The sequence below is a fragment of the Algoriphagus alkaliphilus genome (assembly GCF_900103735.1).
Lineage (GTDB): Bacteria > Bacteroidota > Bacteroidia > Cytophagales > Cyclobacteriaceae > Algoriphagus > Algoriphagus alkaliphilus.
The window spans coordinates 76,105-88,373 of sequence record NZ_FMXE01000007.1; the positions used below are offsets into that span (position 1 = coordinate 76,105).

At 42.9% G+C, this 12,269-nt stretch carries 10 protein-coding genes; 4 read left to right on the forward strand and 6 right to left on the reverse strand.

The annotated features are described in order from the left end of the window. Positions 1 to 267 precede the first annotated feature (267 nt). The 3 genes from hemH to BLQ81_RS06030 all read right to left on the reverse strand — a co-directional run bounded on the left by hemH (position 268) and on the right by BLQ81_RS06030 (position 3,516). A complete protein-coding gene (hemH, locus tag BLQ81_RS06020; protein WP_092729052.1) occupies positions 268 to 1,299 on the reverse strand; it encodes a ferrochelatase in 1,032 nt (343 codons plus the stop codon). Between the two features lie 147 nt (positions 1,300 to 1,446). After that, complete coding sequence (locus BLQ81_RS06025; protein WP_092729053.1) at positions 1,447 to 2,685, reverse strand: cation:proton antiporter; 1,239 nt, start codon at positions 2,683 to 2,685, stop codon at positions 1,447 to 1,449. A gap of 3 nt (positions 2,686 to 2,688) precedes the next feature. Further along, entirely contained in the window at positions 2,689 to 3,516 is an 828-nt protein-coding gene (locus tag BLQ81_RS06030) for a universal stress protein (protein ID WP_092729054.1), read from the reverse strand. 208 nt (positions 3,517 to 3,724) lie between these two features. Between BLQ81_RS06030 and BLQ81_RS06035 the strand changes: the two genes are divergently transcribed. The 4 genes from BLQ81_RS06035 to BLQ81_RS06050 all read left to right on the forward strand — a co-directional run bounded on the left by BLQ81_RS06035 (position 3,725) and on the right by BLQ81_RS06050 (position 10,055). Beyond that, entirely contained in the window at positions 3,725 to 5,311 is a 1,587-nt protein-coding gene (locus BLQ81_RS06035) for a M14 family metallopeptidase (protein ID WP_092729055.1), read from the forward strand. Between the two features lie 3 nt (positions 5,312 to 5,314). Further along, entirely contained in the window at positions 5,315 to 7,060 is a 1,746-nt protein-coding gene (locus tag BLQ81_RS06040; RefSeq protein WP_092729056.1) for a M14 family metallopeptidase, read from the forward strand. Between the two features lie 242 nt (positions 7,061 to 7,302). Beyond that, entirely contained in the window at positions 7,303 to 8,730 is a 1,428-nt protein-coding gene (locus BLQ81_RS06045; RefSeq protein WP_092729057.1) for an AAA family ATPase, read from the forward strand. A gap of 338 nt (positions 8,731 to 9,068) precedes the next feature. Next, entirely contained in the window at positions 9,069 to 10,055 is a 987-nt protein-coding gene (locus BLQ81_RS06050; protein ID WP_092729058.1) for an SAM-dependent methyltransferase, read from the forward strand. Between the two features lie 58 nt (positions 10,056 to 10,113). Here BLQ81_RS06050 and BLQ81_RS06055 read toward each other — a convergent pair whose 3' ends face one another. From BLQ81_RS06055 to BLQ81_RS06065, 3 genes are all read right to left on the reverse strand, one after another. Continuing rightward, positions 10,114 to 10,683 (reverse strand): hypothetical protein, encoded by a 570-nt coding sequence (locus BLQ81_RS06055; protein WP_139183570.1) that lies wholly within the window; start codon positions 10,681 to 10,683, stop codon positions 10,114 to 10,116. Positions 10,684 to 11,138: 455 nt separating this feature from the next. Next, positions 11,139 to 11,618 carry a DUF4252 domain-containing protein gene (locus BLQ81_RS06060; RefSeq protein ID WP_092729060.1) on the reverse strand — a complete coding sequence of 160 codons (480 nt, stop codon included), beginning with the start codon at positions 11,616 to 11,618 and terminating at the stop codon, positions 11,139 to 11,141. Between the two features lie 30 nt (positions 11,619 to 11,648). Next, positions 11,649 to 12,194: a DUF4252 domain-containing protein gene (locus BLQ81_RS06065; RefSeq protein WP_092729061.1), complete on the reverse strand. Its 546-nt coding sequence runs from the start codon at positions 12,192 to 12,194 to the stop codon at positions 11,649 to 11,651. Positions 12,195 to 12,269 lie beyond the last annotated feature (75 nt).

Here is a 12,269-nt window from a genome sequence, read left to right on the forward strand (position 1 = left end):
TCTACCAGTAACCCTATTAAATATCGTTTGAAGTTCCTTAGAACATGCTACGCCACGGCGCACAGGTGTGGACCGTCGACCGTTGTCTGTGGACGATTAGCCGCAACTTCTAAAGCAGATTTCTTAATTTCTGGCAGGATTGCGGATAATCAGAATTTTTTTATTTAATAACGAATAGCGAACACTGAACATCGAATATCGAATAAAGGAAATCGTTAATTAAAATATCCATCTTTAAGGAAATTGATCCTCTGAAATTTCGAATGATCAAGATCTTGACTCCACCAAATCCTTCACACACTCCACCCAGGTGTCATTGGAATTTAGGCTGGGTACCAGATCCCAATGCTCGCCACCGAGTTCTTCGAATTGTTCTTTGTATTCTTCCCCCACTTCAACAGTGGTTTCCAGACAATCCGCCACAAAGGCAGGAGAAAAGACAAGTACTTTTTTTACGCCTTCTTTGGCCAGTTCCTTGATGGTGTCTTCGGTGTAGGGTTTGATCCAGGGATCTTTCCCCAGTCTGGATTGGAAGCAGGTCATGACCTTGTCTTCCGGCAATCCTAATTTTTCTGCTACCAATCTGGTGGTCTGGAAGCACTGGGCACGGTAGCAAAACTGATTTTTCAGCCCGTATTTGTTGCAGCAGGCACCTAGTTTGCAATAGCCTTCGACACTTCCTTTGCGGATTTGGCGCTCAGGAAGCCCATGATAGGAGAATAAAAATTTATCATAATCGTGCTTTTGCATCGCTTCTCTACCCAATTCGGTCCAAGCCTCCAAAAAGAGCGGATGATCCACATAGTTGCTGACAAAAGTAATCTCCGGGATAATCTGCCAATCGCGCGCGATTTCCATTACGCGGTCAATCACAGACCCATTCGTCGCAGAGGCATATTGCGGGAAAAGCGGTAGGACGATGATTTTTTTTACTTTGGCTTTCATCAATTCAGCCAGTCCTTTTTCAATACTCGGATTTTGATACCGCATCGCCATAGCCACGAGGTATTTTTCGGGATCAAGTTTTTTGATGAGCTTATCCTTGAGGTCTTGGGTATGGAAAAGGAGGGGAGAACCCCGATCTGTCCAAAGCTTTCTGTATTCGCCCGCAGATTTTGGCGCACGAAATGGTGCAATGATCAGATTGACGAGCATCCAACGGGGAATGAAAGGGAAGTCAATCACACGCCAATCCATCAAAAACTCCCGAAGGTATTTCCTTACATCACTGGTTTTGGTGCTGTCAGGAGTTCCTAAATTGACGAGAAGAACGCCGATTTTTGCCGAATTTTTAGCCATTAGTCTGGTGCTTTTGCTTTGGAAAGCCCAAAAATAGACCCTTTGTTTAAATTCTCCCCATTGAACTTTTCTAAGTCCAACAATGAGGCAAACAAAAACTTCCAACTGGAGAGGCGTTAGTAGTTGATTTGGAGAGGATTTTTGAGATTAGGTAGCAGGCTTTTTTCGCAAAGCCCATTTCATCAGCGGTCCACTAGTCATAGAAGTGACCAATGCCATGACGACCAGAGCTACGAAAAGCTTCTCATCAATCAGACCGTTTTCCAATGCAATCAATCCCAAAATGATTTCCATTGCCCCTCGGGCATTCATCCCAAAACCCACAGCCATTGCTTCCTTCAATGGATAGCCTGATCGCAGCGCGCCGTAACCACTGCCTACTATTTTTCCCAAAAAGGAAATAACGATGATGACGGCAACAAGCCAGAAATCAAAATTGGTGAAGAAGTTGATCTTCAGCCCGATTGACACAAAGAAAAGTGGCGCGAAAATATTGTTGATAAACTGATGGATAATCTCCTTTGCTTTCTCCGAAAGATGATCAGAATCTCCCAGCGCAACACCGAAAAGAAAAGCCCCGAAAATGGCATGAATTCCAAGCCATTCGGTAAATGCCGCCAGTAAAAAGCAGAAGGAAATCGAGAGTGATAATAGCCCTCCGGGCCATGCCAATTTTTTGTTAATCCAAGGCAGGACGCGATTCAGTAGCCCTTTTCCCAAAGTCAACATGAATATGGTAAAAAGCAGTGTGATCCCTATGGTGCTAATTAGGGATAGGTTTCCACTTTTTCCCATGAAAGACAAAATCACAGAGAAGATCAACCAACCGATGATGTCATTTACCATGGCTCCTGCCACGATGACCATACCCATTTTTGTTTTGAATAGGTCCATATCCATCAGAATCCGTACCACTACGGGCAGGGCAGTAATTGACATTGCCGTTCCCATGAAAAGCGAGAATAGCAGTTTATTCCCTTCAGCAAGCCCGAAGAAAGTGGGGAAGAAGTAAGGAATCACAAATCCCAAAATGAAAGGAAATACAAGTCCGAGAATACTGATATTAATGGCTGATTTGCCTTGAGAGAAAACCAAATGGAGTTCGACTTCCAGACCTGCGATGAAAAGCAGCAGAATCACAGCCATTTGGACGATACCGTCAAGCGCTAGATTAGCGGAAGGATTGCTTTGGAATAGATAGTCAAAGAAATCAGGGGTAATGATCCCAAGAATCGTAGGCCCCAAGACAATCCCGGCTATAATTTCACCTACAACTGCCGGTTGATTGAATTTTTGTGCGATCTCCGCAAATACGCGTGCAGAAAGTAGCATAGCTGCCAGCTGCAGAAGCAGGTTGATTACTTCTTTATGTGCTAAACTTTCCATCTGCTACTTAACGATTAAAAGGTTGCAGGGAAGCTCTGACAGGATCTCTTCCAAGTCATGGGGAAACAATCGATCGATAAAGGTATAGCCGTTTTCATCTCCCATGATTAACAAGTCCGCCGAGATTGATTCGCAGTATCTTACTAATTCGACGGCCCATTTTCCGGCGGTAACCTTGATGTTTATTTTCAGTCCACTCTGATCCAGACCGTTGAGGATTTCCTGCACATACCGGATTTCCTCCTGGACTAATTTCCTTCGGGTATTGGAGACCTCATCTTCCGAACCTTCACCGGCTGTAGCCATTTGTAATCCATAGAGTTTGATCTCATTAATGATATGGACGTGAGTGGTGCCTTCTATTTGGCAAAATTTCAGTCCCTGGGAAATAACCTTGGGTGTTACCTCCAGTTGAGTTCCATTGATTACTACTTTGGAGAATTTGGTCGGATCTATCTTTGGATCGATTAGCGTCAGCACAGAACATTTGGCTTTACGGATGACTTTTCTCGCCACCGATCCAAGGTAATAAGTGAGCAATCCTTCTTTTTTTAAGGCACCCAGCATCAGGAGGTCCACATTTTCCTCCTCACAGGCTTTAAGGATCATTTTGGCAGGCTTTCCTTCTTTCCAGATCGTAGTTACGGAAGCGGTATTTAAGCCATGGGTGGTGATGATTTCCGATAATTTGGCTTCCAAATCAGCGGTTTTTAGTCCTACATGTATCAAAATAAGTTCTGACCCGAAGAGGTCTATCAATCTTTTTGCTTCAGCGATCAAAGCCTCCATTCTTGGAGAAAAAGCGATGGCAAGAGCGATTTTTTGATACATAAGTGACTTTTAATTTTTCTTAAATAAGGGATTTTCCGCCAAAGGACAAACCCTAATTTGATCGCCTACCACTTATCCTTTCCCATTTCCACCTGAGGCTGATTTCTATTTTCTGAAAAATCCCAGTGTAAAATCTTGCCTTTTTTCATTAAACTTCATTCCAATTTTTGATCATTTTCTTCAGAAAAAACCCGAAAACAATCATTTTATGAGAAAATTCTTACTCACAGGGCTGATGCTGGGGAGTTTGATATGCAGCGATTCCTTCGCCCAATCAGACTACCCAACCCTCAGTCAGGTCACTCAACGGCTCCAGAAGCTAGGCAGTAATTCTGCCGTCGAGCTGAAATCCCTCACCAAAACCGAAGGTGGAAAAGACATCTATGTGCTCAAAGTAGGTACGGGTGCAAAAGACGAAAAACCAGCGATCGCTGTGGTCGGCGGCGTGGAGGGATTTCATGTGCTCAGTGTAGAATTAGCACTTCAGTTTGCCGAAAAACTGGTGGCTGAAAATGCTGCGGTGCTTGAAAAAACCACATTCTACATTTTTCCAAACATGTCTCCGGATGCTTATGAGCAGTATCATGCAGCGCTAAAGTATGAGCGAAGAGGAAATGCCGTCCCCATGGATCACGATCGGGATGGTAAGATGGGAGAAAGTGGATACTCCGATCTCAATGGAGATGGAATGATTACCTGGATGCGAGTCGAAGACCCGATGGGTGAATGGATGGTGTACAAAGATGATGAACGCGTCCTGGTAAAGGCTGATCGATCCAAAGGAGAGGCAGGGAAATACCGGGTGTTCAAAGAAAGTAAAGATGACGACAAAGACGGTGAGTTTGCCGAAGATCTACAGGAAGGAATTGCCTTCAATCGATCTTTGACTTACAAATTCCCGGTATTTGAACCCTTGGCAGGCGACATTGCCGTCTCTCAAAAAGAGAGTCGCGCGATGCTGGACTACCTGTTTGAGCAGTGGAACATCTTTGCTTTTGTCACTTTTTCTCCGGCAAACAATCTCAGCACTCCACTGAAATACAGTGCAGGCGATGCAAAAAAGCGGGTGGTAACCTCAATTTTGGAAAAAGACCAGGCGATCAATGCGATGGTGTCCGGTATCTACAATGAAACAGTGACTTCAAAAGCATTTCAGCAAACCAATCAGGGTACCGATGGGGATTTTTTTCAGTGGGCTTATTTTCATTTTGCAAGACTGAGTTTCGGCACACCGGGGTATTGGACTCCCGAATTCAAAGGGAAAACCAATGCCGAAGCTAACTACTTAGCTTGGGCAGATTCCTTGGGATGGAATTCATTTGTGCCTTGGACGGTGGTGAAGCATCCGGATTTTCCAAATCAGAAAGCGGAAGTTGGAGGCATCAAGCCATTTGTGATGGCGAATCCTCCTTTTGAAAAAGTAGGAAAAATTGCAGACGAGCATACTGCCTTTATCCTAAAATTGGCTGAAATGCAGCCAAAGCTGGAATTTCATAACCTGAAGTCAGAGTCGTTGGGAAATGGATTGACCAGAATTACGGTGGATTTATTCAACAATTCCCCACTTCCCACTCATTCCGAAATGGGTGCTAGATCGCGCTGGCTTCGGAAAGTGCGGATCGATGTAGATGCGACAAAAGAAAAACTGGTATCCGGGGACAAAATCAAATTACTGGATTCTCTAGGGGCTTATGAAAAAGCAACTTTCAGTTGGATCATTCGAGGAACGGGAACTTTCAACATCAAAGCAGGAGCTCCTCACGCAGGTTTTGCCACCCAAACAATAAAACTCTAAGCCATGAAAATCACTAAAACAACAAAACTAATCGTTGCCCTGGCTTTGAGTGCTTTATGCTTAAGCTCCATTGAAACCAATGCACAGCAGGAAAATTATTTCCGCGCAATCGGATCCCCGCATAAGCCGAAAGTAGAAATCGCATGGAATCGGTATTACAGTGCCGAAGGTCTTTGGGATTGGATGAAAAAAATCGCCGCTGCTCACCCAAAATTGGCAAAAATCGAATCTATCGGTAAATCTTTCGAAGGACGTGATATCCTTACCTTGACGATCACTGACTTTTCCACAGGAAAAGATACCGACAAGCCTGCCATGTGGATTGATGGAAATATCCACTCCAACGAGATTCAGGGGGGTGAATTTTCGCTCTATGTAGCCTGGTACTTGACGGAAATGCATGCCGACACGAAATTTATACAGGAACTGCTTCGGGATAAAACCTTTTACATCACACCGACTATCAACCCTGATGCGCGGAATAATTTCTTCAAAGAACCAAATACAGCCAACTCCCCAAGATCGGGAATGATCGTATTGGACAATGATGGAGACGGACAGGCTGGAGAAGATATGATGAACGACCTGGACGGAGACGGGCATATTACCATGATGATCCGTAGATCACCGACAGGACGGTTTATCAAAGATCCATTGGACCCAAGAAGGCTCATGGCGGTCGGTCCGGATCAGGTGGGTGATTATGAAATGCTCGGTCAGGAAGGTATGGACAATGACGGAGACGGAGAAGTCAACGAAGACGGAATCGGCTATTACGATCCCAATCGGGATTGGGGATGGAACTGGCAGCCGGATTACATTCAGCGGGGAGCTATGCGCTATCCATTCACACTGCCTGAAAACCGTGCCGTGATGGAATTTGTGATGAAGCACCCCAACATCGCAGGTGCTCAAAGTTTCCACAATTCCGGCGGGATGATTCTGCGTGGTCCCGGTGCCGAGGAAGACCTCAATACCTACAACCTTGAAGACATCCGAATCTACGATGCGATCGGCAAAAAGGGAGAGGAAATGATCCCGGGTTACCGTTACCTGACGGTCTACAAAGACTTATACTCTGTCTTTGGAGGAGAATTGGACTGGTTCTATGGCAACAGAGGAATATTCACCTACACTAACGAATTGATGGTTCCTTACCTTTATTTTAATAAGGAAGCTGGAAGGGGAAATCAGGATGAGCAGCTCAAGGTGGATCAGTTATTGACTTTTGGCGATGCCTTTGTTGATTTTAAAGAGTACAACCATCCGCAATTTGGTACGGTCGAGATCGGAGGATTCAAGAAGAACTTTGGGCGTGCACATCCGGGATTTTTGCTGGAACAGGATGCGCACCGTAATTCAGCCTTCACCATCTATCATGCGTATCACACGCCAAAACTTTCTGTAATGGATGTGAAAGAAGAAGATCTCGGCGGAGGATTGAAAGCAATCACGGCGACCATTTTCAATGAGCGAATGATGCCAACCCACGCCAGTCAGGATTTGAAATACAGGATCGAACGACCTGATTATGTCAGTATCACAGGAGCTAAGGTTGTAGCGGGCTTTGTAGTAGAAGATGAAGACATGAAGAAATTCAAAGAGCAGAAGGCCTCACCCGAGAAAATGGCAGTAGAAAATGTTCCCGGAATGGGAGCCGTCAAGGTGAAATGGATCGTTTCATCGGCTTCCAATTACAGCATCACCGTCGACTCTGCCAAAGGCGGGAAAGCGAGCTGGAAGAAATGATGAATTTAATTGATGAATAAATAAAAAATCCCGTCAGCTTGGTTGGCGGGATTTTTTATTGAAACATGTTTATTTGAAAATAAATTTCCAGCCAGAAATAGGAAGAAATAGTATATTTTGGCTGCAAAAAATTAAATTATCAGCCATATTTTTGTTTTAATAATCATTTTTGGCTCTAAATATTAATTTTTATAGCCAGATTTAATACTTTTGATTAAGTTTTGGCCGTAAATTTATATCCTATGAATGATTCGGATTTAGTCGGAAGAAAGAAGCCTAAGGAGCGATTCCAAAAACTGCTGAAAAGCAAAAAGTCTGAATTCCTCGCTGTGTATGGCCGGAGAAGGATTGGAAAGACTTTTCTCATCAAGGAATATTTTAACTATCAGTTTGATTTTTTCATTACCGGGATGGCTAATGCCACCACAGTACAGCAGCTTTTTAATTTTGACACAGAACTAAACAGACAGTCCAGTTTGGTTTTTGACAAACCCTCTGAAACCTGGCTGATTGCATTTCAGCGATTGCGGGAGCATCTGGAATCCAAAAAGAAGGAAAAAAAACTAGTCATTTTCATAGATGAACTCCCATGGATGCAAACACATGGATCAGATTTTCTGATGGGCTTGGAGCATTTTTGGAATGCCTGGGCCACACATAGAAACGACATATTGCTGATTGTTTGCGGTTCTGCGGCATCCTGGATGCTTACTGAAGTGATCAACAGTACAGGCGGTCTTCACAATCGTGTAACGGCCCAGATAAAAATCGAACCCTTCAATCTGGGTGAAACAGAAGAAATGTTAGTGTCAAAAGGCTGTCAATTGGATCGATATCAGGTCATTCAGCTTTTCATGTGTTTAGGTGGAATTCCCTATTATTTGGATGCGGTGGAACCTGGAAAAAGTGCCGCACAGAATATTCAGGAGCTATTTTTTGAAAAAAGCGGATTACTCAGAAACGAGTTTCACAATCTCTACCGGGCACTTTTCAAGCGTCACGAAATCTATGAAAGAGTGGTGGAAGTTCTCTCCACCAAGACCTATGGCATGTCCAGAAATGAAATCATTCAGGCCTCTGGCTTACAATCTGGAGGCACACTCACCAAGGTGCTGGAGGACCTGGAGGAAAGCGGTTTTATCACTTCATATCCCTCCTTGGATAGAAAGCAGAAAAACACCATTTATCGGCTTTCGGATTATTTCACGGCATTCTACTTCCGTTTTTTACAAAAACCCCAAAGCAGCGACTGGCTACAACTGATTGACCAGCCCGCCCACCGCACTTGGCAAGGGTTTACATTCGAGCAAGTTTGCTTGGATCATATACCACAAATCAAAAAATCCCTTGGAATCAGCGGAATTCAGGCCGAGCATGCAGCCTGGAGAGGCTCAATCGAGGGGAAGGGAGCTCAGATTGATCTGCTGATTGACCGCCGTGACCATGTCATAACGATCTGTGAATGTAAATTTCAACTGGACAGCTTTAGTATTTCCAAAGAATATGCAGATCAGATAAAGTCAAAAATCTCCGTATTCAAGGAAGTTTCAAAAACAAAAAAAGCGGTTCATTTCGCATTTGTGAGCACCTATGGCTTGCATCGGAATGCCTACAGCGATATGCTGGTCCAAAGCGAGGTAACGATGGATGCCTTATTTGAAGAAGTTTGAGGTAATCATTAATCTGAATTAAGAACAATCCTTATCCCGCATTAAGCAAAAAAAATCATTTATTCTTGATCAAGGTCGCCTCATGGCTCTGGAATTTGCTTCGCAGGAATCTGAGGTGGCAGTTTCGGCCATAAGAAGGGAGGATTTGGAAATTGACTTTGGGAAAAGTATTTATTCTTAGACTATTTTTATTGCCTCGGCCCTTTTTCAAAGGAAAAGACACCACTCTATTTTTTCTTTTGGTAAAGGATATTTTTTATTGTTGCTGGAAATGCTAACTTATTCAAGCTATTGAAATTCAATATTTTATTTAAATTCCAAAATCAACTTCTCAAAAAATGGATCAAACAGACATCAACAAAGAGCTTTTAGCAAAACCATGGAGTGGGTCAAGTGTCAGCGAACGCGAAGGACAGGCTTGGGATAAAAAGAAGGAGATGGACTTCACTTATACCAACATTGATAAATTTATCAGGTATAGCCTGGGTGAAAATCCTGTTTTCAGCAATGCGATGTACCTCGGAGATTACTCCATGTCTTTGGAAGAAGCTCAACGTAGGAAACATGAGTTTGTAACCAAAGCTTTGGATATAAAGCCTGGGAGTCGGGTTTTGGATTTGGGCTGTGGCTGGGGAGGTTGGCTAAAATACCTGAAAGATGTCGTGGGTGCAGAAGGTATCGGTGTAAACCTGTCGGATGGTCAAGTGAATGCCTGTAGGAAGAATGGATTAACTGCCTACATCAAAGATGCTCGATTCATCAAACCCGAGGATTTTGGGACTTTTGATGCGATCACAGCTTTCGGAAGTTTCGAGCATGTGGCTTCGGTAAAGGATTACCTCGAAGGCCGTCAGGATGAAGTATATGAAGATTATTTCCGTCATGTGTACAATCTGCTCAAACCGGGCGGAAAATTCTACATGCAAACCATGACTTTTGAAAAGAATATGATGCCTTTTGATCAGATAGACATCAATGCGCCAAAAGACTCAGACAGCTACATTATGGCTCTTTTGCTGAAGCATAATCCGGATTCATGGATTCCTTATGGATATGAGCATGTCGTACGCACTGCAAGCCCATTCTTCAAAAACACTTATTACAGTGACGGTAGACTTGATTATGTGAAGACCAATCGAGAATGGACGAAGCGATTTTACAAATTCAGTTTGAAAAAATACCTGTGGTTTGCTTCCTTGGTGCCAAAATTATTTACAGACAAAGAATTTAGACATCAACTGGCAATTTTGAGAGTTCGCCCCAATCGAGTTTGCTTCGAGCGGGAGATCATGGGACATGCGCGATTGGTTTTTGAAAAGCTGTAAAAAAGTAAACCCCTGCTGAGGCACCTCGGCAGGGGTTTTTAAAATAAAGTTGGTTTAATTATCGCGTTGCAACGTAAGCTTCGAAGCCACTTGAGGTAGTCACTTTGAAGCTGATTCCTTCAGGAGAACCTGGATTGTCAATCGTATAGATTTTGTGTAGTCCCTGAGGATTCTGGATCAATTCAGTATGGATCAGATTGTTTCCGTCGAATATCTGTACTGTTACGTCTTTGGATTCGAGGTTCGACACCAAAAGTCTGTATTGATTGTCACCCAAGGCTGTCACCCGGGAATAAACCAAAGGCTTGGTGATCACCTGAGTATTGAATGTGGCAGTACTCAGGGTACCCTTTGCGTCAGACACTTCGATTGAATAATTACCTACCGGCAAGGCATTCAAATCATATCTTTTTGCAAAAGCTTCGGTTTTTGTGATTCTGTCACGCAACACCAGACGGTTGTCAGCATCAGTGATCCGTACAGTTAATGTACCCTGAGGCGCATCATTTACCGCTATCATTACTTTAGCCGGTTCAGTTTGTCTGATCTCTACAGATTTCTCGTCGTTGTAAGCGAACGCTCCAGTTGCGATCCCCGCAACAAAAAGCATAGTGAATAATTTTCTCATTTTACTAGTTGGTTTAAATAGGTTCTAGATTTTGTGTGTAACCGCTGGATGGACAGTTTCCATCAGTGGGGATTTTGGGCTACAGGGTCTTCGATGCAATTCGAATTACATTACAAAGATACCTAACGGAAGCGGAATTGCAAATGTTTTAATAAAATGTCAAAAATATTTTCAAATCATTAACAAAAATATCAAATAATTACAAAAAACATAATTTAATCCCGGCATCGATTGCGGAGCTTACTTTATGGTGAAACTTTAACACAAAACGGAATAATAAATTGTAAAAGGATTAAATAACAAAATCATGTAATTACATCAATTGCTATATTCTCTTTTTCGCAAACGATTGTATAAACAAAAAGTATTTTTACAATTTGATCTATGTCAAATACAAAAGCCCGAATATTTCGGGCTTTTGTGTTAAAAACTGAAAATGAGGTTCAAATTTAAACTCAATTAAGCTGGGAAGTTGCTTTGGATAATGCTTCTTGGGTGAATTTTCCTTTCAGCTCAATCACCATTAAGTCTCCCTTCTTGTTATCCCCTACCAAGATCACCAAATCGGAAATAATTGAAGCTCCTTTGGAATAGATAAGGATCCCACTTTTTCCTCCGGCTGTCTCCATCAGGAGTTCGTAGCGCTCTCGCTCAAGGCCTTTTTGTAAGGCTTTGAATTCGGTGTAATTACTATTGTCCTTTGGCAGGCTTAAAAAAATCAATTTTTCAACTGATTTGGCAACAGTTGCCATGTCGTTTTTATCGACATCGATCTTGAAGCCATCCGCAAAGTTCATAAAATTTCCGCCCAATTCAAGTTGGAAAAAGTCCTTGTCTGATTTGAACTTTTCTTTTAGTGAAGCTACACTTTTGCTTTGGGCATTTGTAGCATAGACAATAGCAAGAAGGCAGAGGGTTACAATGAGTCTTTTCATTTTTGTAAGTGGTTTAGTTTTCAAATAATATTATTTCGGCCCCTTGGGTCCCTTACTTCCTTTTCCGTATTTATCCATTCCGGGCAAGTTGGTCTTTTCAGCCAACATATTCAGATCCTCATAAGTGAATGCGCCTAGCATGGATAGCAGGGTGAAGCTTTTGGTGTCTCCTGTTACCATCATCAGCTCTCGAATTAAACCAGCTTCTTCGCGGATCATAAATTTCAAACTGGTGCCTTTTTCCTGCACATCCATCAATTCCTCATACTGGTTTTTGTTGAGTGTAGACATGGCCTCTTTGTATAAAGGCATCCCTTCAATTCCGTCGGCTGACAGTATTCGAATACCTTTTACTTTCGAGATCAACTTCCCCAACTCCTGAGCCTCAGCATCTCCCCCCGAGCTACTTTTCAGGAATCCACCGGCCATTTGCATCATTTTTGGAGAAATGTAGACCCGGGAGAATCGGTCGTCCTCCAAGTATTTGGAAAAAAACTTCTGTATGGCATCCTCCTGAGCGTAAGACGCAGTAGTCAGTCCCAGTAGAAAGAATAGTATGATATAGGTCTTTTTCATCTGTTTATAAATTGATTTTTTTGGTCAGATGGAATCTTCGCATGAATTATAATCATCCCAGTGTGTGACGTACTC

What these genes read in the sequence shown, in the direction of transcription:
- hemH (WP_092729052.1), bottom strand. Translation starts at nt 1,299, where the DNA reads ATGGCTAAAAATTCGGCAAAAATCGGCGTTCTTCTCGTCAATTTAGGA.
- BLQ81_RS06025 (WP_092729053.1), bottom strand. Translation starts at nt 2,685, where the DNA reads ATGGAAAGTTTAGCACATAAAGAAGTAATCAACCTGCTTCTGCAGCTG.
- BLQ81_RS06030 (WP_092729054.1), bottom strand. Translation starts at nt 3,516, where the DNA reads ATGTATCAAAAAATCGCTCTTGCCATCGCTTTTTCTCCAAGAATGGAG.
- BLQ81_RS06035 (WP_092729055.1), top strand. Translation starts at nt 3,725, where the DNA reads ATGAGAAAATTCTTACTCACAGGGCTGATGCTGGGGAGTTTGATATGC.
- BLQ81_RS06040 (WP_092729056.1), top strand. Translation starts at nt 5,315, where the DNA reads ATGAAAATCACTAAAACAACAAAACTAATCGTTGCCCTGGCTTTGAGT.
- BLQ81_RS06045 (WP_092729057.1), top strand. Translation starts at nt 7,303, where the DNA reads ATGAATGATTCGGATTTAGTCGGAAGAAAGAAGCCTAAGGAGCGATTC.
- BLQ81_RS06050 (WP_092729058.1), top strand. Translation starts at nt 9,069, where the DNA reads ATGGATCAAACAGACATCAACAAAGAGCTTTTAGCAAAACCATGGAGT.
- BLQ81_RS06055 (WP_139183570.1), bottom strand. Translation starts at nt 10,683, where the DNA reads ATGAGAAAATTATTCACTATGCTTTTTGTTGCGGGGATCGCAACTGGA.
- BLQ81_RS06060 (WP_092729060.1), bottom strand. Translation starts at nt 11,618, where the DNA reads ATGAAAAGACTCATTGTAACCCTCTGCCTTCTTGCTATTGTCTATGCT.
- BLQ81_RS06065 (WP_092729061.1), bottom strand. Translation starts at nt 12,194, where the DNA reads ATGAAAAAGACCTATATCATACTATTCTTTCTACTGGGACTGACTACT.